General features: G+C 61.7%; 27 protein-coding genes, 1 pseudogene and 1 riboswitch. Of the genes and pseudogenes, 11 read left to right on the top strand and 17 right to left on the bottom strand.

Annotation, left to right across the window (positions count from 1 at the left end):
• Positions 1–17: 17 nt before the first annotated feature.
• The 17 genes and pseudogenes from ACL2XQ_RS13995 to pduA form a co-directional block, all read right to left on the bottom strand.
• Positions 18–446 carry a EutP/PduV family microcompartment system protein gene (locus ACL2XQ_RS13995; protein WP_413722827.1) on the bottom strand — a complete coding sequence of 143 codons (429 nt, stop codon included), beginning with the start codon at positions 444–446 and terminating at the stop codon, positions 18–20.
• A 3-nt stretch (positions 447–449) separates the two neighbouring features.
• Complete coding sequence (locus ACL2XQ_RS13990; protein ID WP_331119159.1) at positions 450–800, bottom strand: BMC domain-containing protein; 351 nt, start codon at positions 798–800, stop codon at positions 450–452.
• A gap of 16 nt (positions 801–816) precedes the next feature.
• Positions 817–1,926, bottom strand: coding sequence for a 1-propanol dehydrogenase PduQ (locus ACL2XQ_RS13985; protein WP_413739337.1), 1,110 nt, complete (start codon positions 1,924–1,926; stop codon positions 817–819).
• A 29-nt stretch (positions 1,927–1,955) separates the two neighbouring features.
• Positions 1,956–3,341, bottom strand: a complete 1,386-nt coding sequence (locus ACL2XQ_RS13980; RefSeq protein ID WP_413728442.1) for an aldehyde dehydrogenase family protein — start codon at positions 3,339–3,341, stop codon at positions 1,956–1,958.
• Positions 3,338–4,387: a cob(I)yrinic acid a,c-diamide adenosyltransferase gene (locus tag ACL2XQ_RS13975; protein ID WP_413739336.1), complete on the bottom strand. Its 1,050-nt coding sequence runs from the start codon at positions 4,385–4,387 to the stop codon at positions 3,338–3,340. Before ACL2XQ_RS13975 ends, ACL2XQ_RS13980 begins: the two co-directional genes overlap by 4 nt.
• A 24-nt stretch (positions 4,388–4,411) precedes the next feature.
• Positions 4,412–4,684: a EutN/CcmL family microcompartment protein gene (locus tag ACL2XQ_RS13970; RefSeq protein ID WP_410015139.1), complete on the bottom strand. Its 273-nt coding sequence runs from the start codon at positions 4,682–4,684 to the stop codon at positions 4,412–4,414.
• A 3-nt stretch (positions 4,685–4,687) separates the two neighbouring features.
• Complete coding sequence (pduM, locus tag ACL2XQ_RS13965) at positions 4,688–5,194, bottom strand: PduM family microcompartment protein (RefSeq protein WP_413728440.1); 507 nt, start codon at positions 5,192–5,194, stop codon at positions 4,688–4,690.
• A gap of 2 nt (positions 5,195–5,196) precedes the next feature.
• Positions 5,197–5,826 carry a phosphate propanoyltransferase gene (locus tag ACL2XQ_RS13960; RefSeq protein ID WP_410015137.1) on the bottom strand — a complete coding sequence of 210 codons (630 nt, stop codon included), beginning with the start codon at positions 5,824–5,826 and terminating at the stop codon, positions 5,197–5,199.
• A 401-nt stretch (positions 5,827–6,227) separates the two neighbouring features.
• Positions 6,228–6,479, bottom strand: a pseudogene (locus tag ACL2XQ_RS13955) (BMC domain-containing protein); the annotation flags it as partial.
• Positions 6,480–6,494: 15 nt separating this feature from the next.
• Positions 6,495–6,785 carry a BMC domain-containing protein gene (locus tag ACL2XQ_RS13950; protein WP_331119175.1) on the bottom strand — a complete coding sequence of 97 codons (291 nt, stop codon included), beginning with the start codon at positions 6,783–6,785 and terminating at the stop codon, positions 6,495–6,497.
• A gap of 47 nt (positions 6,786–6,832) precedes the next feature.
• A complete protein-coding gene (locus ACL2XQ_RS13945; RefSeq protein WP_413728439.1) occupies positions 6,833–7,186 on the bottom strand; it encodes a glycerol dehydratase reactivase beta/small subunit family protein in 354 nt (117 codons plus the stop codon).
• Positions 7,173–9,008 (bottom strand): diol dehydratase reactivase subunit alpha, encoded by a 1,836-nt coding sequence (locus ACL2XQ_RS13940; protein ID WP_413739335.1) that lies wholly within the window; start codon positions 9,006–9,008, stop codon positions 7,173–7,175. Before ACL2XQ_RS13940 ends, ACL2XQ_RS13945 begins: the two co-directional genes overlap by 14 nt.
• Before the next feature lie 30 nt (positions 9,009–9,038).
• Positions 9,039–9,560 carry a propanediol dehydratase small subunit PduE gene (pduE, locus tag ACL2XQ_RS13935; RefSeq protein ID WP_413730452.1) on the bottom strand — a complete coding sequence of 174 codons (522 nt, stop codon included), beginning with the start codon at positions 9,558–9,560 and terminating at the stop codon, positions 9,039–9,041.
• 61 nt (positions 9,561–9,621) lie between these two features.
• Complete coding sequence (locus ACL2XQ_RS13930) at positions 9,622–10,305, bottom strand: propanediol/glycerol family dehydratase medium subunit (protein ID WP_410016549.1); 684 nt, start codon at positions 10,303–10,305, stop codon at positions 9,622–9,624.
• Between the two features lie 14 nt (positions 10,306–10,319).
• Positions 10,320–11,984, bottom strand: a complete 1,665-nt coding sequence (pduC, locus tag ACL2XQ_RS13925; RefSeq protein ID WP_413728437.1) for a propanediol dehydratase large subunit PduC — start codon at positions 11,982–11,984, stop codon at positions 10,320–10,322.
• A gap of 18 nt (positions 11,985–12,002) precedes the next feature.
• Positions 12,003–12,815, bottom strand: a complete 813-nt coding sequence (gene pduB / locus ACL2XQ_RS13920; protein WP_410015132.1) for a propanediol utilization microcompartment protein PduB — start codon at positions 12,813–12,815, stop codon at positions 12,003–12,005.
• Positions 12,812–13,096, bottom strand: a complete 285-nt coding sequence (gene pduA, locus ACL2XQ_RS13915) for a propanediol utilization microcompartment protein PduA (protein ID WP_331119187.1) — start codon at positions 13,094–13,096, stop codon at positions 12,812–12,814. The genes pduB and pduA overlap by 4 nt, the downstream gene beginning before the upstream one ends.
• 627 nt (positions 13,097–13,723) lie before the next feature.
• On the opposite strand from pduA, the gene ACL2XQ_RS13910 reads away from it, so the two are divergent.
• From ACL2XQ_RS13910 to ACL2XQ_RS13860, 11 genes are all read left to right on the top strand, one after another.
• The gene (locus tag ACL2XQ_RS13910) at positions 13,724–14,554 is read left to right on the top strand and encodes an MIP/aquaporin family protein (protein WP_413722833.1); all 831 of its coding nucleotides are present in this window, start codon (positions 13,724–13,726) and stop codon (positions 14,552–14,554) included.
• A 229-nt stretch (positions 14,555–14,783) separates the two neighbouring features.
• Complete coding sequence (pocR, locus tag ACL2XQ_RS13905; RefSeq protein WP_410015130.1) at positions 14,784–15,719, top strand: transcriptional regulator PocR; 936 nt, start codon at positions 14,784–14,786, stop codon at positions 15,717–15,719.
• A gap of 313 nt (positions 15,720–16,032) precedes the next feature.
• A riboswitch (cobalamin riboswitch) is annotated at positions 16,033–16,216 on the top strand.
• A gap of 124 nt (positions 16,217–16,340) precedes the next feature.
• Positions 16,341–17,705, top strand: coding sequence for a cobyrinate a,c-diamide synthase (locus ACL2XQ_RS13900; protein WP_413739334.1), 1,365 nt, complete (start codon positions 16,341–16,343; stop codon positions 17,703–17,705).
• A complete protein-coding gene (cbiB, locus tag ACL2XQ_RS13895; protein WP_413722835.1) occupies positions 17,702–18,664 on the top strand; it encodes an adenosylcobinamide-phosphate synthase CbiB in 963 nt (320 codons plus the stop codon). Before ACL2XQ_RS13900 ends, cbiB begins: the two co-directional genes overlap by 4 nt.
• A 49-nt stretch (positions 18,665–18,713) precedes the next feature.
• Entirely contained in the window at positions 18,714–19,367 is a 654-nt protein-coding gene (locus tag ACL2XQ_RS13890; RefSeq protein WP_413728436.1) for a cobalt-precorrin-8 methylmutase, read from the top strand.
• On the top strand, positions 19,364–20,488 hold the full coding sequence (gene cbiD / locus ACL2XQ_RS13885; RefSeq protein ID WP_413739333.1) for a cobalt-precorrin-5B (C(1))-methyltransferase CbiD: 1,125 nt from the start codon (positions 19,364–19,366) through the stop codon (positions 20,486–20,488). Before ACL2XQ_RS13890 ends, cbiD begins: the two co-directional genes overlap by 4 nt.
• Positions 20,485–21,129, top strand: coding sequence for a cobalt-precorrin-7 (C(5))-methyltransferase (locus tag ACL2XQ_RS13880; RefSeq protein ID WP_413739332.1), 645 nt, complete (start codon positions 20,485–20,487; stop codon positions 21,127–21,129). Before cbiD ends, ACL2XQ_RS13880 begins: the two co-directional genes overlap by 4 nt.
• The gene (locus ACL2XQ_RS13875; protein ID WP_413739331.1) at positions 21,119–21,697 is read left to right on the top strand and encodes a decarboxylating cobalt-precorrin-6B (C(15))-methyltransferase; all 579 of its coding nucleotides are present in this window, start codon (positions 21,119–21,121) and stop codon (positions 21,695–21,697) included. Before ACL2XQ_RS13880 ends, ACL2XQ_RS13875 begins: the two co-directional genes overlap by 11 nt.
• Positions 21,681–22,454, top strand: a complete 774-nt coding sequence (locus tag ACL2XQ_RS13870; RefSeq protein WP_410015123.1) for a cobalt-precorrin-4 methyltransferase — start codon at positions 21,681–21,683, stop codon at positions 22,452–22,454. Before ACL2XQ_RS13875 ends, ACL2XQ_RS13870 begins: the two co-directional genes overlap by 17 nt.
• Positions 22,435–23,508 carry a cobalt-precorrin 5A hydrolase gene (gene cbiG / locus ACL2XQ_RS13865; RefSeq protein ID WP_410015122.1) on the top strand — a complete coding sequence of 358 codons (1,074 nt, stop codon included), beginning with the start codon at positions 22,435–22,437 and terminating at the stop codon, positions 23,506–23,508. Before ACL2XQ_RS13870 ends, cbiG begins: the two co-directional genes overlap by 20 nt.
• Positions 23,508–24,248 carry a precorrin-3B C(17)-methyltransferase gene (locus ACL2XQ_RS13860; protein WP_410015121.1) on the top strand — a complete coding sequence of 247 codons (741 nt, stop codon included), beginning with the start codon at positions 23,508–23,510 and terminating at the stop codon, positions 24,246–24,248. Before cbiG ends, ACL2XQ_RS13860 begins: the two co-directional genes overlap by 1 nt.
• The last annotated feature ends 5 nt before the right edge of the window (positions 24,249–24,253 follow it).

Raw genomic sequence — 24,253 nt, 5'->3', positions numbered from 1 at the left:
CTGTTACTCCGAAACTGTTATTCCAGATACGTCAGCAGTGGCGCAATACCTTCCCGCCGGGTGGCCGATACCAGAAACAGCGGATCCGCGCCGGCCTGCTTTAATTGATGAATAACGAAGGCTTTTTGTCTTTCATCGACCGCAATGTCGCCCTTGGTGATAATGCCGATAACCGGTTTATTAAACAGGGTGGCGAACATGGGTGAAAAATAGCTGTTTTCACTGTCGAGGCTTTGTACCAAAGCAACGATATCCGCTTCATAGGAACTTGAGAGCAGCGCGCTGTAAAAATGGCGGTTCTCGATATATTCCCCCGGGCTGTCAATGGCGTCGGCCAGGTAAACCATGGACTGCGTTTTGCGGTAGACCAGGGGATCGCCCCGCAGGCATTGCAACAGCGTGGTTTTCCCCGACTGACTGGGGCCGAGCAGCATCAACCGTTTCATGGCTCAGGTCCGGGTCAGCGCGCAGGGGGTGAATTTCATCATCTCACCCAGGGTATACAGTACCTGTTTCAGGGCATATTCCACCGAGGACACATCGCCGCAAATAATTACCGCGCCGGTAAAACGGTCGATAAAGCCAATCTTTATCGCGCCGGATTTCGTGGCGATATCGCTGGCGATAATCGAGGCTTCGCTGGGCGTGATGGTGAGAATGCCGATGGCATTGTCATCCTCATTCAGCCCCAGTTTTTTATAAATATCCTTATTGGGATTGGCAATTAAATGCGCCAGCGTAATTTGTTTGCCGGGAACATATTCCTGAATGACCCGCTCGGTTTTTATCTCGCTATTCATAATGTCCTGTTTTTCGCTATATCACGGCGCCGATAATCGCCCCGATATCGTTATCCGACGCCGGGCGCGGATTGGTGGTTAACGTGGCGTCGCTTAACGCCGCCCGGATCATAGGGGGCGTGGCGAGGCGTATTTTTTCCGCGCCAAGGCCAAGCGCGCCCAGGCCGGCGGGGATGCCGACGGTGCGTTTTAACTGGCTGATATGGTTGAGCAACTGATTTAGCCCGGCCCGATCGTCGTTTTGCCGGGCGGCCAGGCCACAGAGCCTTGCCAGGCGGGCATATTTTTTCGTCGCCCGCGCGTCCGCGCTGTTAAAGCGGATCACTTCGGTGAGCAGCAGCGCGTTGGCCAGTCCGTGCGCCACATGCAGCTGCCCGCCGAACTGATGGGCGATGGCGTGGTTTAAACCCAGCCCGGCCTGGCTGAAGGCCATGCCGGCCAGGGTCGCGGCGTTGTGCATTTTTTCCCGCGTGCGCAGGCAGTCTCCCGTGGCATACGCGGCCGGCAGGTAGCGGAACACCAGCTGCGCGGCCTTCTCCGCCAGCGCGTCGCTGAAATCGCTGGCGCCGGTGGACACATACGCCTCAATGGCATGGGTCAATACGTCCATCCCGGTATTGGCCGTGACCGCCGGCGGCACCGATACCACCAGCTGCGGATCGAGCAGGGCGATATCGGGATAAATGGCATCGTCGAACAGGGGATATTTGATGCCCTGCGCCGGATCGCTTATCACGCTGGCGCTGGTCACTTCCGAGCCGGTGCCGCTGGTGGTGGGAATGGCGATAAAGGTGTCGATGGCGATGCCCACCCGGCGGCCGAAAAACACCATGGCCTTGGCGGCGTCGATGGCGGACCCGCCGCCGAACCCTATTACCACGTCCGGCCTGACCGATTGCAGCTGTGCGATACCGGCCACCACGGTGGCGATGGGCGGATCCGGCATGATCTCGCTGAACAGGCTGACCCGGTCGGCGTCCAGATGCGCCAGCAGGCGCGCGATGGCACCGCCCTTGGCCAGGAAGCCGTCGCAGACCACCCAGATTTTCTTGCCGCGGTAGCGCTCCAGGCGCTCCAGGCTGTCGATGCCGCTGTAGACGCGGGTCGGGATGACAAAACGTTTCATCGTCTTTCCTTTACCTCAACGCAATTTGTTTAACGGATGGAGAACGCATTCGTCAACACACAGCGGCGGTGGCGGGCGAAGGTGCGCGCCGACGTTGTGCCTTCGCCGGTGGGGGTGGCGATGGTGAAGGTGGCAAACCCTTCGGCACCCACGCCGATCCCGGCATAGGACGGGCCGTTTTTGACAAAAATGGAGGTTTGCAGCAGCCTGGCCGCCTTATTGAGCCGCGAGACATTTTGCGAATGCATGGTGGCGGTGTGGTGCAGGCCGCCTTCGACCTTGAGCGCCAGCTGCAGGCCGCTGTCGAAATCACGTACGCGCACCACCGGGAGGATTGGCATCAGCTGTTCCACCGAGACAAACAGGTCGCCGGCGCCGACCTCGACCAGCAGCAGGCGCGGCGCCTTATCGGGCCGCGGCAGGCCGGCGGCCTGCAGCAGCGCCAGCGGGCTTTTGCCCACCAGCGCCTTATTGGCGTGGCCGTCGATAATGGCGACGTTGCGCAGCTTGTCGATATCGCCGCCGGCGACCATCAGCGCGCCGCATTTTTGCATTTCGGACAGCAGGGCGTCGGCCACGCTTTCCACCACGATCAGGCTTTTTTCGGCGGTGCAGGGCAGGTTGTAGTCAAAGGAGGCGCCGCTGACGATATCCTGCGCCGCTTTATCCAGCACGGCGGTTTCATCCACCAGGCTCGGCGGGTTGCCGGCGCCGGCGCCGATGGTTTTTTTGCCGCTTTTCAGCGCCATGTTGACAATACCGGGACCGCCGGTGATGGCCAGCAGGGCAATCAGGGGGTGTTTCATCATCTGTTGCGTGGACTCGAAGCTTGGCTCGCGCAGGCAGGTCACCAGGTTATGGATGCCGCAGGCGGTGAAAATAATGGCTTCGATCTGCTCGATAAGCCACAGCGACACATTTTTGGCCCCGGGATGCGGGCTGAAGAAGATGGCGTTGCCGGCGGCCAGCATGCTGATACAGTTATTGATAATGGTCTCGGTGGGATTGGTGCTGGGCGCCACCGATCCGATCACGCCGAACGGCGAGTACTCGAACAAGACCATGCCTTCGTCGCCGGTGATGGCCTCGGTGACCAGGTCTTCCACGCCGGGCGTTTTTTCCAGCGCCACGCGGTTTTTCAGCAGCTTATCCTCTACGCGCCCCATGCCGGTTTCCTCGGCGCCGCGTTCGGCCAGCACCTGCAGATGCGGCACCAGGTCATGGCGAATGGCGGCGATCACGGCGTTGCGCGTTTTCAGCGGGCACTGTTGATAGGCCAGGAACGCCGCGTGTGCCGCATCGATCGCCTGATCGACGTGGTCGAACAGGGCCGAGGTGGTTTTTTCCCGCCGCGCCGGCTCGAGTTTTTCGCGCACTATGGTGCGGATCAGCGTTTCCAGTTCATTTGTATTCATGACTCTTTCCCCACATGACATTGAGTGATAGCCCATTGGGCGATGTGCCGGTCCTGGTCGACGGTGCCGCCGCTGATGCCCAGCCCGCCGATAAGAAGGCCCGCGCGGTAAAGCGGATATCCGCCGCCAAAGGTGACAATCCTGCCGCCCGATGAGGCTTCTAATTGATACAGTGCGGCGCCGGGCTGGATGTCCGGGCCAAGTTCATGGGTGGCGGTTTTCAGCGCCACGGCGGACCAGGCCTTTTTCGGCGCCAGATCGATGGCGGCCAGCAGCGCGCCGCTCATGCGATAGGTGATGACCGGATTGCCGTGCCGATCCACAACGGCCATCACCACCGCCACCGCCAGTTCGCCGGCCGCCGCCATCGCCGCGCGCAACAGGCCATGGACCAGCAGAAAGTCAAGGTCCTCCGGCGCGCCGGACGTTTCGCCGTCAGGCGGGGCGGGGTCCGCCCCGGCCTGGCCGGCGGTGGACCCCGCGCTTGCCTGATAGCGCCGTAGCACCTCGCCGACCACGGCGTCGGTTTCGGCACAGCGATCCTCAAAGCGGGCCAGCGCATACAGGCAGTCCGATAACCGGTTGATAAAACCGAGCACCTCGCCGCGCACCGGCGTCTCGTCCGCCAAATGCACCAGCAGCCGCTCGGCGCGCCTGGCCACGGTGCGCGCCAAATGCAGTTGACTGCCGGCCGGGCTGTCGCCGGGCAGTACAAAGCCCGTGACCGGCGGCAGCGCCGCCATGCAGCGATCGATGGCCTGCTCCAGCTGCGTTATCTGTTCGGCGCCCAGGCGCTGGACGCTATCGGATCGCAGGCCGGGCCGTTCGTCGGCCAATTCCGCGCCCAGCCAGAACAACTGCTGTTGGATGGCGCGCAGCAGACGTCGGTTTTGCGCGTCGCGCACCTGATGGGCGGCCACCGCCAGGCAGGCGTTCAGTTCATCCACCGTGCCGTAGGCGTCGACGCGCGGGTGGTATTTTTTAATGCGTTGGCCGCCGATAAGCGAGGTGGTGCCTTTATCGCCGGTTTTGGTATAGATGCTCATAACCCGCTCCCGATCCGGCCTCTGTTAAGGAACAATGGTGTCGACGATGCCGACAATCGCCAGGTCGATGGCCTGGTTGGGCTCGGCGAATACCCAGCGCGCCGACGCCCCCCGCGCCAGCAGCACGATTTCGCCTTCGCCCGCGCCGACGGAATCCACCGCCACCTCCTGCTGCGTGAAGCCGCTGGGGGCCGAACCGTCGACATTGACCGGTTCCACCACCATCAATTTTTTACCCAGCAGCGAAGGCGCTTTCTGCGTCGACACCACCGAACCGATTACGCGAGCCAGTTGCATGTTCTAGTCCTGCCTGTAAAGTTGAAGTCGACGTTTAACAATTTCATCCCTGGCCAATGCGGTCAGCAGGACATGGCGCGCCACGACGAGATATCCCGGCGGCAGCGGTCGCACATCGGCGTAGCCCGCCACCCGGCGCGCCAGCAGGTGAACCGGCCTGCCGTCCGGCGCGCAAAAACGCAGCGGCAGCCGTAGCAGCCCGGCGACCGGCAGCAGGCCGAAGCAGGCGTTATCGATTTCAAGCCATACCTGCATGCCGTCGCGCCAGGCCCGCCTCAGCGCGTCAAACGCCGCATCTTCGTCCCCGCCGCTGGCCAGCCGTTGCCAAAAAGCCGGCGTGGTGTGCGTCACCCGCAGACGCGCATGGTTCAGCGCGGCGTTCGCGGGCCAGTCGCGGATTAAGCGCGGCAGCGGCAGCACCAGCTCAGCCCGCTGGCGCTGTTGTAGTCGCTGCAGTACCCGGACGACGCATTCCGCCAGCCATTGTTCGCGCCCGCCTTCCCAAACCATCCTCAGCGCCCCAGCAAAACCGCGGTGGCGCCTTTGTCACCGGCGTCGGCCGCGTTGGCCTCGTCGGTATCAATATGCATTTCCAGGCGCATATGCTCGCCCACCCGGATCACCACATCGTCAAAGATCAGCCGGCGGCCGGTGCCGTTCAGGGCTACGCGCACCACATCGCCCGGCTTAACGCCGAACAGCAACGCATCAAGGGGCGACATATGGATATGCCGTTGCGCCACGATCACGCCATGGGGTAATTCCAGCTCGCCGCTGGCGCTGACCAGCCGGATGCCCGGCGTGGCGTCCAGGTTGCCCGACAGGCGCAGCGGCGCGGCAATGCCCAGCAGCCGGGCGTCGGTCCTGGAAATTTCCACCTGGGACCGGCCGCGCAGCGGGCCGAGGATGCGCACGTTTTTCAGCGTGCCTTTCGGACCGACGAGGTTGACCACCTGCTCGGAGGCGAACTGTCCGGGCTGATACAAATCCTTTTTGAAGATCAGCGGCCGGCCGGGAAACAGATGTTCATAATCCTCAAGGGACAGATGCAAATGCCGGTTCGATACGCCAAGCGGCACGGGGCGCCGCCGCATATCGAGCAGTACGTTTTCCACCAGGGACTGCAACTCCAATGTTTCCATCTGACTTAGCCTCTTTCTCCGTCATGAATACATGTCGCGCGGGGGTCGCCTTTGCGGCGCGGACATGCCGGGTCGTGACATAAATTACATTCGCCCGGCACCCGCCCAGGCAGGTCCGGCAACATTGCCGGTTCGCCGCGTACTTCCGCCGCCGGTTTTACCGGCGGTGCGGTGAGGATCGCCGCCGGCGGTGCGGCGGGTTCCTCTCCCGCCGCGATCGCGCCGGCCGGGGCGATATCCGCCGCTGCCGGGATACTGGCCGCGGGTGGCGCCGCGCGGCTTGCGAGCGCAACCGCGCCTGATTCCGCCGGCGCGCCGGACGCGATATCGTCATGCCGGTCCAGGGCATTGTTGCCGCCGTCGGCGGGCCGGGTTTTTATCGCGCCGTCCAGCCAGCAGTCCAGACCGTCCGCGGGACGGGCGATAACCCGTTGCGCCACCCAGCCGTTTTCCCGGCGCGCCAGCGCCGCGCCGTTGGCAATGGCCGAATTGACCGCCGCCACGTCACCGGTAATGGTGATCAGCATCCAGCCCGAGCCGTTGGTCCTTTTGATGCCGGTCAGGGCAACGTTCGCCGCCTTGGCCATGGTGTCGGCCGCCTTGACGGCCAGCGCCAGACCGGCGACTTCAAGCAAACCCAGTGAGGTTTTCACGCGGTCACCTTCAGGTTATTCACCCAGTACCGGGGTGGCGGTGGGCAAAAAGCCCTCGACATCCGAATGCGGACGGGGAATAACGTGCGTGGAGACCACGTTGCCGATGCCCTGGGCCGCCGCCGCGCCGGCATCCACCGCCGCCTTGACCGCCCCGACGTCGCCGCGCACCATGACCGTTACCAGACCCGAGCCTATTTTTTCATAGCCCACCAGTTGGACGTTGGCCGATTTGACCATGGCGTCCGCGGCGATAATGGCGCCGACCAGCCCTTTAGTTTCAATTAATCCCAATGCGTTGTTCATGCTTTCTCTCCTGTTGTGGGCGACGTGATGTGGTTTATTGCCCGGCATTATTTAAACGGTAACCCTTTCACCAGCCGTGCCGCGTTGCAGCCCAGCCGGCGGATTTCTTGCGCCGGCAGCCGCGTATAGTCCCTGAGGACAAACAGCGGGCGGTCGGCGGGTAAATGCGGATCGTGCACCGCGATATCCTGCGCGCCGACCGCCACGCCCACCGCCAGCGGCGATGCGTTCGAGGCCTGGTGCGCCAGGAGGGCCAGCGGGGTGGCGTCATCGCCGGCGTCATGCAGCGCATACGGGATGCCTTCCTCTTCCATGCCCAGCAGCAGCTGTTGCCAGCCGGGACGCCCGCCGCCGCACAGGATGACGATGATGGCCGGATGGCTGATATCAGGCAGGCTCATGCGCCGCCTCCCCGATCCATGACAGCACCAGTCCCGTGGCGACGGCGTTGCGCGGGCCTTCGCAGCCGCGCACGTTGCCCTGGCCGGCCACCAGGTGGAAATGGGCCAGCGCGTCCGTCACCAGCTGCGGTATTTCAAAGTCCAGCGCGGAGCCGCCCACCAGCACGACGAAGGGAATATCGCGAATGCTGCCGGTCGGGCTGACCTGGGTCAGCGCGCGCAGGGCATTGGCGACAAACACCCGTTGCTTGGCGCTGCGCCGCACCACGCGCACTTTTTCCAGCGCCAGATCGGCCGGCAGGGGCACCATGCCGTCCTCCTTGACCACCACCACCCGGGCAAACACGTCGGCCGGCAGGGGGTGGTCGAAAAACTGCACGCTGCCGTCCTCATGGCGGATATGGAACAGGCTCTCCACCTTGGCCAGGGGATACTTTTTGATGTCCTCCGCCAGTTGGCGCTGTTCAAGCCCCAGTTCGGAATTGATCAGCAGCGTCACCATATCGCCGGCGCCCGCCAGGTGCGTGGCGACGATGCGGCCGTTGCCGTCGATGATCGAGGCGTCGGTGGAGCCGGCGCCCAGATCGAGGATCGCCAGCGGCCGCTGCGTGCCCGGCGTGGTCAGCGCGCCGAGGATGGCGGCCTCCGCCTCGGCGCCGCCGATGGCGACCCTGACCCCGGTCTGCTGTTGCAGCGCGTCGGCGATGTCCATCATCTGCAGCCGATCGGATTTCACCATCGCGGCGATGCCCACCGCCTGTTCCATAAAGAATTCCCCGGCCAGGCCGCCTTTAACGTTTACCGGCACGAAGGTATCCACCGCCAGCAGATCCTGGATGGCGATGGCGGACGGATCCTTATTGGTCAGTTCCGCCATGGTCTGGCGCACCTGCTCCAGCATGCCGCCGATATGGGTGCCGGATTCGCCGCCGGCGTTGTCGAGCCGGCCGAGGGCGGACACCGCCGCCATGATTTTTTCCGCTCCCTGGTGCACATCGATGCGCGTTACCCGGTTACCGGCATACAGCTCCAGATGTCCGGCCGGGATGGTGCGCGCCTTGACGTCGCCTTTGGGCGTTTTCACCACCACCGCGGAGCGGGTGCCGATAAGCGAACGGGCCACCGGCACGATGGCGCGGGTTTCGTCGGCGTTCAGCTTGAACACGGTGGCGATGCCGTAAGGATTGGCCAACTGGGTAATCACCTTGCCGGGGGCGGCCACTTCCACCGCCGCGGGCATGCCGAGCGGGATGCGCTCGATATGACGCACCTCGTCGACGATGGGGATGGGCTGGTCCAGCCGGTTGCTGACCAGCACGCCGTCGTCGCGCTGCAAAATAGCCGCCGTAATACGAAAACCGGCCTTGACCGCCGCGTTGATCATCGCGGCGATATCGGCAAAATCGAGCGCGGCGGGGGCAATGACGATATAGGGTTCCTCCACCGAGCGCGTCAGCAGTTCGTCGAAGCCGATGGTAATACCGGCTCCCAGCCCCAGACCGCCCGGCGTTTTGGGGTTATGGCCGATCATGGTGGACTCGGTAATCACGGTTTCGGTGATGGTTTCCATCGCCACGTCGCCGATGACCGGCGTTGCTTCGTTGAGCCGTATCAGCGTCAGGTCGGCAATGCTGATGCCGGCCCGCGCCACCACCGCGTTCAGGGCCTGCATAATCCCGAACACGTTGCGTTTGGTGCCTTTGATACCGGTGGTTTCCGCCAGCGAACTGGCGATAAATGTCAATGCCCCGCTGGCGGAGGCCTGCGCCAGCGCCGCCTCGGTGGAGGCATTACCGATATCCACCCCTACGATATAACCCATCTGTTGCTCCCGCCCGCCGGTTCCCCGGTGTTAATCATCGCCCTTGAGCTTTTTACGCTGCAGGTAATACCCCGCGGCCTCGCGGACAAAACCGGCGCAAATCGTCGCTTTGTAGCGCGACTCAAGCTCACCGGCTATCGCCAGTAATTCTTCCTGGCTTGAGCGGAACGGACGCAGGGCGTTATAGATTTCCAGGACCCGCTCATCCGGCACCGCCGTCAGCTCGGCGGCGCGCTCGAAGTTCATCGCCAGCAGGGATCGTCCGGCGGAGCGGGCGATATCCGCCTGGATGCGCAGGATTTCCGGAGTGATCCGCACGTCCTGGGCGGTGACGCGGCCGTTAAGCACGTTGGCCAGCGTCAGGTCGTCCAGGGTTTTGCCGGTGGCGGTCTTGACCCAGTCCGGGTGCTTATTGGTCAGCGGATAATCCGCCACGCCGGCCGTGAAGGCCTTGGGCGCGCTGGACGCCGGGGCCGGCGTTTGCACCGCGTCCGGATTGTTCATGCGTGCCAGCACGTCACGCACCATGGTTTCAATTGCTTCAGCATTCATCGTCGTTACCTTAATTCGCGCATCGCCCGCGGCGGGCGCGTAGAGGTTAAAGTCGTGGCGTTCAGAGGGCGACGCTCAGTTCCTGCGGCTGCTTGCCGGTCACCACATACTTGGTTTCCTTGATATGCAGCACCGCGGATTTGGCCTGGTATTTCGGCCGGGCCATCTGATCGTTGAGCGTCGGCACAGGATCCGGCGATTCGCCCTTGGCGTAGCGCGCGGCGTTTTTACCAATATGCCGGTAGGTCTCCAGCGTCAGCAGCGGCGCCTGGGGGAACAGCTCCAGGTTGGACAGCGGCGGCAGGCCGCGCTGGTGGATAACCGTCGTTCCTTTGGACTGGATGCCGATGGAAATGCCCGACCCGCTCAGCCGGTTGCCTTCCACCGCCACAAACGCCACGTCGGAGGATTTAAAGCAGCGGATCACCCGGGCGCGCACGCCTTCCTCCTCGATGCCGGCAATCAGTTCGCGCAGGATCTGCTTATGGGGCAGGCCGATGATATTGACGGTCTGCGACAGGCCGAACGCGGGGCCGACCGCGATAATCACCTCGTCTTTATGGGTGCCGGGCCGGGCGTCGCCCACCACCTTGAGAAAATCGCAGGTCTTGCCGTCGCCGGTGGGCGCCGCGGCGGCGGGTTTGGCCGCCTGCGCGGGGGCGAAGGAGACCTGGTTATCCAGCGGCTGCATCTGGCTGAGCACGTCGCCGATGATTTGCCGTAATAGTGTTTCGTTAATTTCCATCATGGCCGCCTTGGTTAACCCAACTCACTGGGATCGAGCGCGTTGGGAATGTTTTTGATTTCTTCCCAGCGTGCGCCCTGCAAACGGTATCCGGTGGCCGGACCCGCGTAATCATTCACGTCGTTCACCGCCGACAGGACCTGGCCGTTGCCAACGATAATGGCCGAGGTATGCAGGTAATCGCCGGCAATCTTGGCTTTCTGGATATCCAGCACGCTTTGCGCCACGTCCGTGAAACCGCCTTCGGCCAATGCCTTGACCACTTCCAGTCCGGTACGGTTCTTCTCGATAATCTCCTGGGCGAACTTCATGTCCTCCACCTTATTGCGCGCCGGCATATCCTTCGAACCGTGGGCATAGGTGGCGGCGGTGACCTCCTCGTCGCTAATGGGCGGCAGGCCCATGCCGGCGAACGTGGCCTGCAGCGCGCGCGCCGCTTTATTGCGAATGGCCACCACCTGTTCCTCGCGCACCGGACGCAGCCCGCCGTCCACTTTTAAATCCCGTTGCAGGATGTTGTAGTCGTCGAAGTCCTCGGCGTCTTCATTGGAGCCGGCGAACATATTGTCGTAGTTCGGCACCGCCGAATAACCGGAGGAGATAAAGTCGGTGCCGGGCAGGAACTGCATCAGCAAACGCGCGGTACGGCGCATATCTGAATGGGTGAAGGTCTGGTCGTTGCTGGAGGCGCACTCCAGATCCAGTGACGAGCAGATCAGGTTTTCCGCCAGCACCGCGCGGATGCCCGAGGGAACCGCCGACGGGATGCCGATACAGCTTACCGACCCGTTTTGCAGCCCCTGCACCCCGGCGGCGCGGGTAATAAAAATACAGCGGGCTTCCAGGTACAGCATGGATTTGCCTTCGGCGTAGCCCATCTGCACTTCCGAGCCGGAACCGGAGGTAAAGCGCATCTTCAGGCCGCGCGAGGCGTAGGAGGAGGCGAGAAATCCTTTCGACCAGGGCGTATCGTCGCCGTCGGTAAACACCGGTTCCGTGCCGTAAACCGAAATGGTTTCGGCATAGCAGGTATGGCCCAGCATGCCGAGTTTCAGTTCGGTGGCTTCCTCCAGCGAACATTGCGTCAGCACGCCCGGCCGGCCGACCTGCGAGCCGATAAGCAACGCGATGGCGTTAAACGGCGCGTAGCGCGCCACCGCCACGGTGGTTTCCTGTTCGTCAAAGCCGCGGAAGGCGCCTTCGGCGGCGTCGGCGGCAATCTGCACCGGATTGTCCTGGATATTGGTGACGTGCGCCTGCTGCGAGGGAGTGCGCCGGGCGCGCATCTTCTGCATCGACATCATCATTTCCACCACGTTCATCTGCGACATCACTTCGACGATTTTCGCCGGCGTCATGGCGGTGGTCAGCGGGATGATATCGGCGCGCGACACGTTGGGGTCGCACAGCATTTTTGCCAGTTGTACCGAATCCATCGCCATGACTTCTTCCGACCGCGCCAGGTTAATGCCGTAGTTGGCGATAAAGTGATCGATCAGATCGAAGTCGGCGCGGGCCTTGCCGTCGAGTTCGGTAACCTTGCCGTCGACAATTTTGATCGACGGCTTGGGGTCGTTGGGACTTTCCATGGCTATAAAGCCTTCCTCGACCCACTCTTTGACGAAACCGTCCTGGTTAACCGGCCGTTTCGCCAGCGCTTCAAATCGCTTGGATTTCATGCCATCCCCCACAAGGAGTTAAATATAAGACGGACGATCGTTATGCGGCACCGCGCCGAGCGTGCCGAGCAGGGTCTTGCCGATTTCACGGGCGGAGGTCACCGCCTGGCGCACCGCGCCGGAATCGCCGGAGACCACCAGGATCACTTCGTTGCTAAAGCTGGTGCCGTTGGACGGGGAGCTGTAGGAAACCACATCGACGTTGGCGGATTTCACCGCCGTATCGGCCATCACCACGCCGATGGCGGCGGGGGCGCCGACTATCACGCCGCAGGCTTTGCCGATCGGCGCGCCGAAGGCTTTCTCCAGCGCGTAGCTGGCGCGGGCGCTATACTGCAGCTCGATATGGCCCGCCTCATTGCTGTAGACGTCGCCGAACGTCCGGTCCAGTTCCTTGAGCGCCACTTCCACCGCCCGTTTCACATCGGACACGTCCTCGCCGCCGAAAATGATCAGCGAGCCGTGTCCCGCGCCGCCTTTGGTGTCGCGGGGTAATTCGATGCTGACCACTTCGGTATTGGTCGCCTTGACCGCCTCGTCCGCCGCCATAATGTGCGGACCCGCGCCGATGCGCGTGCCGAGAATACCGATCGAGCGGTAGCGTTTTTCCAGTTTCATCGCCGTCAGCACTGCGCTGTCGACATTGGCGATCACCAAACCGATGGTGTCGCCCATGGCCGTGCCGACGAATTCCGTCAGGTTACAGGTGTTTTCCGACATATCCGGACCTCGTTCCAATGGGGAGAGAGAAGGGGGCGCCGCGGGGGCGTCGTCACCGATTTTCGCCATCACCTGGGCCAGGATCGCCTCGATGACCTTATCGGTGTTCATTCGCGGGTACCTTTAGGCAAAAATTTCTCCACATCCGCGTGGGGACGTGGGATGACATGGGTGGCGATCACTTCACCGACGTTGGCCGCCGCCATGGCGCCGGCATCGGTGGCGGCTTTCACCGCGCCGACGTCGCCGCGCACGATAACCGTCACCAGACCGGAACCGATTTTTTCATAACCGACCAATAACACATTGGCCGATTTCACCATGGTATCGGCCGCCTCAATCGCGGCGGTCAGACCTTTGGTTTCCACCATGCCCAGGGCTTCTTGTTGCATTTTTATTACCTCGACCAATCATTAAAATTCTGAGGATGTCCGAGGTAAAATATACGCATAAGCGATAAAAAATAGTGGCTTGATTACGGTGAAAATAGAAGAAATGATTGGCGATGGCATAGCAAAAAATTGTCATTTCAACTTGAAAATGCGGCGCCCTGGCTGGATTTTATCGACTTGTGCAATAACACCAATTAATTTTTTACCTTCCATAATTCAATAATAGATCTTGAAATTCAGGTCTGGCTGTGATTTTACCGGCGACCCGTTAACGGTAAAAAATAATCTCATAGCAATAATGTAGTATGGCGAAAAAACGGCAATGCCTTGCGCGGCAAGGATTGCAGCGCCTATGGCCCATAAAAATTATCGACTGTGGCGATTATTTTATATTTTAAAAAACGAAATTTTATGTCTTGTTTTTGTTACGTAAAAAGATAATTGCAGGCGAGATCTCATTTGATTGATAAATAACTTTGCTAAACGCCATGTGGGCATATAGCGTAGTGCCTTGAAGGTCTTATGTTCATTAAAAAGATTTTTTAAAAATAGACAAAATGTCAGTCGGAAGCAATGCGATTTCACGCTAATAATTATTTCATTTCGACCTCATACAGGAAAATTACGATGAGCGACACTCTACGAACGGTAAAAGGGCAATGTGTTGCCGAATTGCTCGGTACCGGGCTGTTTATGTTTTTCGGCACCAGCGTGCTGTGCGCGGCCAAGCTTGCCGGCGCCAGCTTCGGCCTGTGGGAGATTTGCGTGGTGTGGGGGCTGGGCATTGCGCTGGCGGTGTATCTGACCGCGGGTATTTCCGGCGCCCATCTGAATCCGGCGATAACCATTGCCCTGTGGCTGCTGGCTAATTTCGAGGGCAGGAAAGTGCTGCCCTATATCCTGGCCCAGGTGGCGGGGGCCTTCTTTGGCGCGGCGCTGACCTATCTGCTGTACCATAATATGTTCGGCCTCTACGAGCAGGCCCACCAGATGGTGCGCGGCAGCCAGGAGAGCCTGTTCCTGGCCAGCATCTTTTCCACTTATCCGGCAAGCGCCATCAGCGTCGGGCTGGCCGCGCTGGTGGAAACCGTCATCACCTCCATCCTGATGGGGCTTATCATGGCGCTGACCGATGACGGCAACGGCGTGCCCAAAGGTCCGCTGGCGCCGTTGCTGATCGGTATCCTGGTGGCGGTGATCGGCGCGTCCACCGCGCCGTTGACCGGTTTCGCCATGAATCCGGCGCGTGACTTCGGCCCCAAGCTGTTCACCTTTTTTGCCGGCTGGGGCGAGGTGGCGATGACCGGAGGCCGCGAGATTCCCTACTTTATCGTGCCCATCGCCGCCCCCATCGTCGGGGCGATCCTGGGCGCCGCGGTATACCGCTTCCTGATAGCGCCCCATTTGCCCGGCAATATTAAACAGGACGCGGCGGGACAACCGCCGCTGCAATCTTAAACCCCGGGCAACCCGGCCGGCACCCGGCTTCAGGACCGGGTGCCGGCGCAATCCTATAATTGTGTGATAGAGCACGGTTTTGAATAAGGAAAAAATGATTAAATCCCAAACGGCTTTAAGATATTGCGTCGTAATCGCTGCATCTTTCATTAAAACGTAACAATCAGGCGAAATATATCTTTTTTGTTACTGGTTTATTAAAAATAAGTAAAGCGCGAGAGGGCATAATATGAATTCCGGTAGTTTTATGGATTCAGAACTGATAAATAAAATCGCGCATGATTTCGCTAATGCCACCAATTTGGCTGTAGTGGTAGTCAATATCCACGGCGAGGAAGTTTCGGATTTATATCATTTCACCCCGTTTTGCCAATCATTGCGCCAGGATCCGGAAATGGGCCGCCGCTGCCGCATGAGCGACCGCTGCGGCGGACTTGAAGCCTCTAAATCCAATCAGCCCTGTATCTACCGCTGTCACGCCGGGTTGACCGATTTTTCCATTCCCCTGGTCATCGGCGGCCATTTGGTGGGATTTGTGCTGTGCGGCCAGGTGCGCATCAATGATACCGTCAAGCTGCCCGAAGTGCAGGAGAGCAGTTCCTTCACCTGGCGCCAGAACGGCGTGCTGGCCGAGCATTTCGAGAACATTCCGGTTATCGATTACGACCGGCTGCTGTCTTCCGCCGATCTGCTGAAAATCATCGTTGATAATTACCTTAAGCAACAGCTTGATTTCGTGGTGATTAAAGAACACGCGCCGGCGAGCGCCGGGCACCGGGCGGCGATCCCAAGCGCGCATGACGGCAAAATGAAAAAGGTGCTGCGTTATATCGACAGTCATTACTCAGAGGACCTGCGTCTTGAGGACGTGGCGGCGATGGTCTATCTCAGCCCTTATTATTTCAGCAAATTATTCAAAAAATACCAAGGCGTGGGTTTTAACGCCTACGTGAACCAGCAGCGTATGGAAAGCGCGCGCCAGATGCTGGAGCAAAGCGACTGGTCCATCGCCGTCATTGCGCGCAACCTCGGTTTTTCCCAGGCCAGCTATTTTTGCAAAGTGTTTCGCCAGGCCTATCGCATTACCCCCCAGGCGTATCGTGAGCAGCGTTTATCCGCGCTGAATAACAGCCCGGCAAAAAATATCGCCATGCCGCGTAATTAATCCTTTTTCCCTTTTGTCGCTTTAATTATTGTGACGTTATTATTTCCAGCCGATCGTGATCTCATTTTTTAAATTTAACCAACGCTATTTAATGCTATGGCTTTCGCCGCTGAAAATGGCCGCTCATCGCGCCATGCCGTGGCATGGCTAATTGCCGATAGCTAAAAAGTGTTATCCCCAGACAATAAATTTTAATCAAATCACCGCCGGCGAACATTTTTTTTGATCCAATCCGGGGTATATTTTCCCCAGATACTTTAGATTAACGATGACAGGGGCGCCGCCGGCAACGATTTGCCATTTCCGCGCGGCGCCAATGCCAATGTTACCAGGTTGCACGCGCCGCAAGGCCGTCAGGGAAGGAGGTGTGAATCCTCCGCAGCCCCCGCTGCTGTAATGCCGACGAATCCGGCGTCACCACTGATCGAAAATGATTGGGAAGGGCCGGAGGAGGATGACGCAAAGCCAGAAGACCTGCCTGATAACAAGAGCCGTACCGGCTCGGTAACAACTCCTTCGGTGGGAAGCGGGTTGTCCTAACGACTGCGTCGGGATAGCGCCTTTCCGCCGCCGTTGCTTACGACAATCCCGTTCGGCCCGCCCTGGCATTACGGGATACGGATGAAAGCGATACTGATTGGCGGCGCGCAAAGCGGGACCGGGAAAACATTGCTGACGCTCGGCCTGCTGCGGGTGCTGGCCAGGCGCGGCCTCAGAGCGCAGCCGTTCAAGTGCGGGCCGGATTATATCGATACCGGCTGGCATGAAGCGGTCAGCGGCATCGCCTCGCATAACTTGGACGCCTATATGCTGGGGGCTGACACGCTTAACGGCCTGTTTAACCGGCATATGCAAACTGCCGACGTGGGCGTTATCGAAGGCGTCATGGGACTCTACGACGGCCTGGGCAGCGACGGCGGCGACTGCAGCAGCGCCGCGCTGGCCAAGCAGCTGGGCGTGCCGGTGGTGCTTATTATCGACGGCAAGGCGGTATCCACCTCGGCCGCCGCCACCGTACTGGGCTTTCAACTGTTTGATCCCGCCGTCAACATCGCCGGCATTATCGTAAACCGGGTATCCTCCGCCAATCATTTCAACCTGATTAAAACCGCCATTACCCGCTACTGCGATCTGCCGGTGCTGGGGTATCTGCCGCCGCTCAGCGACTGGGCATTGCCCTCCCGGCATCTGGGCCTGGTGCCGGCGCAGGAAAACCGGCGCCTGGAGGCGCAATGGGACCAACTGGCGGACGCGGTGGAACAGCATATCGATATCGATTGTCTTCTGCGTCTTGCCGACTGCCAGTCCGCGCCGGGCCGCCTGCCCACGCCGCCCGCCGCGCCGCGTTATGCGCAGCTGACGCTGGCGCTGGCCGAGGACGAGGCGTTTCATTTCTATTATCCGGATAATCTGCAGCTCCTGCGCGATATCGGCGTGCGTATCGTGCTGTTCAGCCCGCTAAACGATCGGGAACTGCCGGCGTGCCAGATGATTTACCTCGGCGGCGGTTTTCCGGAACTCTTCGCCGACCGGCTGACGGCCAACGGCGCGATGCGGGCAGCGCTGCTGCGGGCCGGTCTGCAGGGCACGGCCATCTACGCCGAATGCGGGGGGCTGATGTACCTGGGGACTTCCCTGGAGGATCAGCAGGGCCGCGTCTTCCCCATGGTCGGCCTGTTGCGCGGCGTCAGCCGCATGAGCGAGGGACTCAAGCGTTTCGGCTATTGCGAGGGGCGGGCGCTGGCCGATAATCTGCTGACCGCCAGGGGAGAAACGTTACGCGGTCACGAATTTCACCATTCCGAATTTATCACCGATGAGCCGCCGCTGTTTACCCTCACCAAACGCGCCGCCGGCGGCGAGGTAAAACAGTGGCCGGGCGGTTATGGCGACGCCACGCTTCTCGCCAGCTACCTGCATGTGCATTTTTACCAGCGCCCGGCCTTGCTGCGGCGCTGGCTGGATAAAGGATGCGAGCTGCTATGACCTTGAGCGCCTACCTCGCCGGCTACCTGCTGGATCTGTGGCTTGGGGATCCGCCGCACTGGCCGCATCCGGTGCGCTGGATAGGCCATGCCGTCACGGGCCTGCAACGCGTTATCCGCCGTTGCTGCCGTAGCCGCCGGGCGCTGTATATCGGCGGCGGCGCGCTGTGGCTGCTGGTGGTGGGCGGCAGTGGGGGATTGACCTGGGCCTTGCTGCGCCTGCTGTCCTTTTCGCCCGCGCTGGAGTGGCTGGCCACCGCCTGGCTCACCTACACCCTGCTGGCGACCCGCTGCCTGCGCGATGCCGCCATGGCGGTTTATTACGTGCTGCGCGCGGACGACCTGGCGGCGTCGCGCCGGCAGCTGTCCTACATTGTCGGCCGCGATACCCAGCACCTGACGCGGCCGCAAATGATGCGCGCGGTGGTGGAAACGGTGGCGGAAAACAGCGTTGACGGCGTAATAGCGCCGCTGTTCTGGCTGTTTATCGGCGGCGTGCCGCTGGCGATGGCCTATAAGGCGGTCAATACCCTGGATTCCATGGTGGGGTACCGCACGCCGCAGTACGAAGCCATCGGCTGCGTATCGGCGCGAATGGACGACGCGGCCAACTGGCTGCCGGCGCGATTGGGCTGGCTGCTGCTGGCGCTGGCCGCCGGCCTGTTGCGTCTGGACGGGCGCGGCGCCTGGCGCATTGGCTGGCGCGATCGCTATCAGCATAAAAGCCCGAACTGCGCCTGGTCGGAGGCGACGGTGGCGGGCGCGCTGGGGGTGCGGCTGGGCGGACCCAATGATTATTTCAGCATCCGGGTGGAAAAACCCTGGATTGGCGAGGCGCGGCGCGAGATTGCCCTTGGCGACATCATCCACAGCATCCGCTTGATGTATGTCGCCTCCGCGCTGATGCTGGCGACGATGTGCCTGCTCCGCGCCGGCGGCGCGGGATTAGGGTGGTGGTGAGACTTAACAGGGCTGTATAACAGGGCGCAGGCCCGGAGCTGTAACGCGAATGAGTTATATCAAACAACCGCAACAAATCGAGCGCACCAGTTTTGCCATTATCCGGGAGATCATTGCCCGCGAGCGTCCCGATTTCCATTTCCAGGATATCTGGCAGGAAAAAATCATCCTGCGCGCCATCCACACCAGCGCCGACTTCGACTGGCTGGATATTCTGCATTTCTCGGCCGGCGCGGCTGAACGCATGGCCGACGCCCTGAGCCGGGGCTGCACGATATATACCGATACCACCATGGCGCTGTCCGGCATCAATAAGACCGCGCTGGCGCAGCTGGGCGGTAAAGCGGCTTGTTATATCGGCGATGCCGGTATCGCCGAGCAGGCGCGGGCGCAGGGCATGACGCGCTCAATGGCGGCGGTGGACTATGTGGTGGCGCGCGCCGGCCGGGAGCCGGACAACAGCCTGTTTGTGTTCGGCAACGCGCCCACCGCGCTGTTTCGCCTGCTGGAGCATGTCGGTCGGTCGGATTACCGGCCGCAGGGAGTGATAGGCGTGCCGGTGGGGTTTGTCGGCGCCAGCGAATCCAAGCAGGCGCTGGCCGACAGTCCGTTGACCTGCATCGCCGCGCTGGGCCGCAAAGGCGGCAGCAATATCGCCGCGGCCATCGTCAACGCCCTCCTTTATCAACTGCGGGAGGCATGATGGACGACGTGGTCTGGCACAACGGCCGGGCGCTGCGCAAGGGGTATACCACCGGATCCTGCGCCACCGCGGCGGCTAAAGTCGCCGCCGAGATGCTCTTGCGCCAGCAGGTGATAGATACCGTTTCCATCGTGACGCCGTCCGGCGTCACGCTGTGCCTGAACGTCGAGCTGCCGTTGATAAGCCCCGGCGAGGCCACCGCCGCCATTCGCAAGGACGGCGGCGATGACGTGGACGCCACCGACGGCATGCTGATTTTTGCCCGCTTAAGACTGCGCGCCGATGCCGCCATTATCATTGAGGGCGGCGCCGGCGTGGGCCGGGTAACCCGCAACGGCATCGGCCTGGCTATCGGCCAGGCGGCGATTAACAACACTCCCCGTCATACCATCGAGACGGCGGTGCGCGAGGTCATCGGGCCGGATCGCGGCGCGGATGTGGAGATTTTCGCCCCGGAAGGGGAAGCGCGGGCGCGGAAAACCTATAACGCGCGCCTGGGCATCTTGGGAGGTATTTCCATTATCGGCACCAGCGGCATCGTGACGCCGATGTCGGAGGAAAGCTGGAAGAAATCCCTGTCGCTTGAGCTGGGCATGAAGCGCGCCGACGGCATGGACCGGGTGATCCTGGTGCCGGGCAACCACGGCGAGCGTTTCGTCGGCGAACGGCTGGGTATCGATAAACGTTACGTTGTCACTATGAGCAATTTTGTCGGCTATATGCTTAAGGAGGCGGAGCGCCTGGGGTTTCGCCAGATCCTGATGGTCGGCCATTTCGGCAAACTGGTGAAGGTGGCGGCGGGGATCTTCCATACCCATAGCCATATCGCCGACGGACGCATGGAAACGCTGATTGCCTGGCTGGCCTTGTGCGACGCCCCCCACGCGCTGATGCATCAGGTGGCGGCGTGCGTGACCACCGAGGAGGCGATGGCGTTAATCGACGCCGCCGGCTGGCAGCGGGTATACCCGGCCATTGCCGCGCGCGTCGCCGCCCGCATGGCCGAGCTGTTGCGTTTTTCCTCTGCGCCGCCCCGCTGCGATGCGCTGCTGTTCTCCTTCGATCAGCAGATCCTCGGCAGCAGCCGGCCGACGGCGGAATTGAGAGAGGCCTTCCGATGAACAGGAGGGTTGACGATAACGGCCACCGGCACGCGCCCCGGTTAAGCGTGGTCGGGCTGGGGCCGGGGGATGGCCGCTACCTGACGCCCGGCGCCCGGCGGCTGATCGATCAGTGTTCGGTGCTGATCGGCAGCCCGCGCCAGCTGGCGTGTTTTCCTGGATTCCAGGGCGAAAAGCGGTCGTTCGGCCCGTCCCTGGCGGCGCTTGCGGCCTGGCTGGACGCCCATCCCGACGTGGACACGGTGGTGCTGGCTTCCGGCGACCCGCTATTGTACGGCATCGGCGATTACCTGAGCCGGCGCATGGGGGCGGAAAACCTGCATATCGAGCCGGGGATCAGCGCGGTGCAATACCTGTTTTCACGCCTGCGCATGGCGATGAACGATGTCTATCTCACCAGCAGCCATGGCCGCGCGCCTGATTTTGATTTTTTGCTGCTGCACCCCAGGGTGGCGATGGTCACCGACGAACGCATCGGTCCTTATGAAATCGCCCGCGAGATCCTGGCGCGCGAGCGGCCGCGGGTCATGATTATCGGCGAAAACCTGTCCTACCCCGATGAACGTATCCACCGGCTGCCGCCCGCGCAGGTGGCGCGGCATTATGCAATGAACGTGGTGGTGATCCTCGATGAGAGATGAAGAATTTATCCGCGGCCCGGTGCCGATGACCAAACGCGAAATCCGGCTGGCGTCGGTGGACCGGCTGGAGCTGGCGCAGGCCCGGCTGCTGATTGACGTCGGCGCCGGTACCGGCAGCGTCGGCATCGAGGCGGCCAGCCGCTACCCCCAGCTGCGGGTGATGGCGGTGGAGCGCAATCCCGACGCGCTGGCGCTGATTCGCGCCAACAGCGCCAAATTCGCCCTGGACGAGCGTATGGACATCGTGGCCGGCGACGCGCCGCTGCCACTGGCGGTAAGCGCCGATGCTGTTTTTATCGGCGGCAGCGGCGGCAACCTGGCGGCGATTTTCGGCTGGGCCGGTGAACTGCTGGTGCCGGGCGGACGCCTGGTGATTAACCTGATTTTGCAGGAGAACCTCGGCGAGGCGCTGGGCGCGCTGCGCCAGGCGCCCTTCGTTCGCGCGGACTGCGTCCAGATGCAGGTTGCCAGCCTGGCCCCGCTGGGCAGCGGACACTTTTTTAAACCGAACAATCCCGCTTTTATTATTTCCTGTCTCAAGGAGAACACTCATGACAGAGCCCTTTGACCGCCGGCTGATCTGGTTTGTCGGCGCAGGACCGGGCGACCGGGAACTGATCACCCTGAAAGGCTACCGGCTGTTATGCGCGGCGGACGTGGTGATCTACGCCGGATCGCTGATTAATCCCGCGCTGCTGGACTATTGCAAGCCGGGCGCGGCCTGCTATGACAGCGCCGGTCTCAACCTGCGGCAGATTATCGGCCATATGAGCGAGGGTATCGCCGCCGGCAAGCTGGTGGTGCGCCTGCAAACCGGCGATTTATCCCTGTACGGCTCGATCCGCGAACAGATTGAAGAACTGGCGTTGCTGAATATCGGTTTTAGCACCGTGCCCGGCGTCAGCGCGTTTCTCGGCGCCGCGGCGCAGCTTGGCGTGGAGTATACCGTGCCGGAAGTGGCGCAAAGCCTGATTATCACCCGTATGGAGGGGCGCACGCCGACGCCGGCGCTGGAAGCGCTGGAAGCGTTTGCCGCGCACCGCACGTCGATGGCCATTTTCCTGTCGGTACAGGCTATAGAGCGCGTGGCGCAGCGGCTGGTGGACGGCGGTTATCCCAGCGACACGCCGGCGGCGGTGATTTTCAAGGCCACCTGGCCGGAGGAAAAAACCGTACGCGGCACGCTGGCGGATATCGCCGGCAAGGTCCGCGCGGCAGGCATCGGCAAGACGGCGCTTATCCTGGTGGGCGCCTTCCTGGGCGACGAATACCACTACTCCAAACTGTATCACGCGGAATTCACCCATGAATATCGTCAAGCCTGAGTCGGTCGCCCTGTTTTGCCTGACCCCCGGCGGCGTTCAGTTGGCCAAACGGCTGTCGGCGCTGATCCCGATGACCTGTTTTACCAGCCAGAGTTTGCTGGAGCCGGGATTTGATGCGTTTCACGGCACGCTGTCCCATACGGTGGCGGAAGTGTTCAATACGTATTCGGCGCTGATATTTATCTGCGCCACCGGTCTCACGGTGCGGGTTATCGCGCCGCTGATTAAAGATAAGTTCAGCGATCCGGCGGTGGTGGTGATCGACGATCGCGGCCACCATGCCATCAGCCTGCTGTCCGGTCATATGGGGGGCGCCAACGCGCTGACCGGCTATATCGCCGGACTAATCGGCGCCACGCCGGTGGTCACCACCGCGACCGATGTCAACCAGCTGGCCGCGGTGGATATCCTGGCGCAGCAGTTGAACGCCACCATGACGGATTTTCGCCAGACGGTGAAAAAGCTTAACCAGTTGCTGGTGTGCGGCGGGCGCGTCGGGCTGTATTGGGACCAGACGTCGCTGGCGACGATAAAAATGCGCTGGCCGGAAGAGTATTGCGATACCCGCGGCCTGGTGCTGGTCACCGATCTGGACGATTTGCCCGAACTGGACGCGCTGCTGTACGTCAGTTTGCACGACAGCGTGCCGGAGGTGCCGGTGCCGGTGTACAAACTGGTGCCGCGCTGTGTGGTGGCGGGTATCGGCTGCCGGCGCGACACGCCGCCGTCCACCGTGGCGAACCTGCTGGCGCGGCAACTGGCGGGACTGCATATCGACCCGCTGGCGCTGCGCGCCATCGGCAGCGTGGCGATTAAACGCGACGAACCCGCGCTGCGCCATCTGGCCAATCAATGCTGCGTGCCGTTCGAGATTTTTTCCGTCGATGCCCTGAAACCGGCCGCCGCCCGATTTCCCGGCTCGGACTTCGTGAAGCGCGTGGTGGGCATCGGCAGCGTCTCCCAACCCGTCGCCTGGCTGATGAGCAACGGCCGGCTGGTGGGCGATACGCTGCGTACCCAGGGCGTGACCATAACCTTAGGAGTTTCCTGCTGATGCTGTATGTGATTGGTATCGGCCCGGGCAGCCAGGCCGCGATGACCCTGGAGGCGCTTGACGCCATCCGCGACGCCGACATTATCGTCGGCTACAAAACCTATACCCACTTGGTCAAGCACCTGACCGGCGACAAACAGGTGATCAAGACCGGCATGTGCAAGGAAATCGAACGCTGCCAGGCCGCGATCGATCTGGCGGTCACCGGCCAAAAGGTGGCGCTGATCAGCAGCGGGGACGCCGGCATCTACGGCATGGCGGGCTTGATCCTGGAACTGGTGACGGCGCAGGGGCTGGACGTGCCGCTGAAGCTTATCCCCGGCGTCACGTCCAGCACCGCCGCCGCCTCGCTGCTGGGCGCGCCGCTGATGCATGATTTTTGCCATATCAGCCTGAGCGATCTGATGACCCCCTGGCCGGTGATTGAACGGCGCATCCTGTGCGCGGCGCAGGCGGATTTCGTGATCTGCTTTTACAATCCGCGCAGCCACGGCCGGCCGGATCACCTGGCCAACGCCTTTGCCCTGATGGGCCGTTATAAATCGGCGCACACGCCGGTGGGCGTGGTACGCGCCGCCGGGCGTAAAAAACAGGAAAAATGGCTGACGACGCTCGGGGATATGGACTTCGCGCCGGTGGACATGACCTGTCTGGTGATTGTCGGCAACCAGGCGACCTATTGCCGTGACGGCCTGATGATCACGCCGCGCGGCTATCAAATCCAGGCGGACGCGCAGTGACGGCG

Origin of the sequence: Sodalis sp. RH14, assembly GCF_047324285.1 — a bacterium.
Lineage (GTDB): Bacteria > Pseudomonadota > Gammaproteobacteria > Enterobacterales > Enterobacteriaceae > Acerihabitans.
Note: the sequence above shows the minus strand (reverse complement) of the source record. Positions and strands in the feature narration are given on the sequence as shown.

Excerpts from the sequence above, each read along its gene's own strand:
- ACL2XQ_RS13890 (WP_413728436.1), top strand. The coding sequence starts at position 18,714 with ATGAGTTATATCAAACAACCGCAACAAATCGAGCGCACCAGTTTTGCC.
- ACL2XQ_RS13875 (WP_413739331.1), top strand. The coding sequence starts at position 21,119 with ATGAGAGATGAAGAATTTATCCGCGGCCCGGTGCCGATGACCAAACGC.
- ACL2XQ_RS13930 (WP_410016549.1), bottom strand. The coding sequence starts at position 10,305 with ATGGAAATTAACGAAACACTATTACGGCAAATCATCGGCGACGTGCTC.
- ACL2XQ_RS13870 (WP_410015123.1), top strand. The coding sequence starts at position 21,681 with ATGACAGAGCCCTTTGACCGCCGGCTGATCTGGTTTGTCGGCGCAGGA.
- ACL2XQ_RS13860 (WP_410015121.1), top strand. The coding sequence starts at position 23,508 with ATGCTGTATGTGATTGGTATCGGCCCGGGCAGCCAGGCCGCGATGACC.
- ACL2XQ_RS13980 (WP_413728442.1), bottom strand. The coding sequence starts at position 3,341 with ATGAATACAAATGAACTGGAAACGCTGATCCGCACCATAGTGCGCGAA.
- pduM (WP_413728440.1), bottom strand. The coding sequence starts at position 5,194 with ATGGTTTGGGAAGGCGGGCGCGAACAATGGCTGGCGGAATGCGTCGTC.
- ACL2XQ_RS13950 (WP_331119175.1), bottom strand. The coding sequence starts at position 6,785 with ATGAACAACGCATTGGGATTAATTGAAACTAAAGGGCTGGTCGGCGCC.
- pduC (WP_413728437.1), bottom strand. The coding sequence starts at position 11,984 with ATGAAATCCAAGCGATTTGAAGCGCTGGCGAAACGGCCGGTTAACCAG.
- cbiD (WP_413739333.1), top strand. The coding sequence starts at position 19,364 with ATGATGGACGACGTGGTCTGGCACAACGGCCGGGCGCTGCGCAAGGGG.
- cbiB (WP_413722835.1), top strand. The coding sequence starts at position 17,702 with ATGACCTTGAGCGCCTACCTCGCCGGCTACCTGCTGGATCTGTGGCTT.
- pocR (WP_410015130.1), top strand. The coding sequence starts at position 14,784 with ATGAATTCCGGTAGTTTTATGGATTCAGAACTGATAAATAAAATCGCG.
- ACL2XQ_RS13945 (WP_413728439.1), bottom strand. The coding sequence starts at position 7,186 with ATGAGCCTGCCTGATATCAGCCATCCGGCCATCATCGTCATCCTGTGC.
- ACL2XQ_RS13940 (WP_413739335.1), bottom strand. The coding sequence starts at position 9,008 with ATGGGTTATATCGTAGGGGTGGATATCGGTAATGCCTCCACCGAGGCG.
- pduE (WP_413730452.1), bottom strand. The coding sequence starts at position 9,560 with ATGAATGCTGAAGCAATTGAAACCATGGTGCGTGACGTGCTGGCACGC.
- pduA (WP_331119187.1), bottom strand. The coding sequence starts at position 13,096 with ATGCAACAAGAAGCCCTGGGCATGGTGGAAACCAAAGGTCTGACCGCC.
- ACL2XQ_RS13880 (WP_413739332.1), top strand. The coding sequence starts at position 20,485 with ATGAACAGGAGGGTTGACGATAACGGCCACCGGCACGCGCCCCGGTTA.
- cbiG (WP_410015122.1), top strand. The coding sequence starts at position 22,435 with ATGAATATCGTCAAGCCTGAGTCGGTCGCCCTGTTTTGCCTGACCCCC.
- ACL2XQ_RS13970 (WP_410015139.1), bottom strand. The coding sequence starts at position 4,684 with ATGCAACTGGCTCGCGTAATCGGTTCGGTGGTGTCGACGCAGAAAGCG.
- ACL2XQ_RS13900 (WP_413739334.1), top strand. The coding sequence starts at position 16,341 with ATGAAAGCGATACTGATTGGCGGCGCGCAAAGCGGGACCGGGAAAACA.
- ACL2XQ_RS13975 (WP_413739336.1), bottom strand. The coding sequence starts at position 4,387 with ATGAGCATCTATACCAAAACCGGCGATAAAGGCACCACCTCGCTTATC.
- ACL2XQ_RS13910 (WP_413722833.1), top strand. The coding sequence starts at position 13,724 with ATGAGCGACACTCTACGAACGGTAAAAGGGCAATGTGTTGCCGAATTG.
- ACL2XQ_RS13985 (WP_413739337.1), bottom strand. The coding sequence starts at position 1,926 with ATGAAACGTTTTGTCATCCCGACCCGCGTCTACAGCGGCATCGACAGC.
- ACL2XQ_RS13995 (WP_413722827.1), bottom strand. The coding sequence starts at position 446 with ATGAAACGGTTGATGCTGCTCGGCCCCAGTCAGTCGGGGAAAACCACG.
- pduB (WP_410015132.1), bottom strand. The coding sequence starts at position 12,815 with ATGAACACCGATAAGGTCATCGAGGCGATCCTGGCCCAGGTGATGGCG.
- ACL2XQ_RS13960 (WP_410015137.1), bottom strand. The coding sequence starts at position 5,826 with ATGGAAACATTGGAGTTGCAGTCCCTGGTGGAAAACGTACTGCTCGAT.
- ACL2XQ_RS13990 (WP_331119159.1), bottom strand. The coding sequence starts at position 800 with ATGAATAGCGAGATAAAAACCGAGCGGGTCATTCAGGAATATGTTCCC.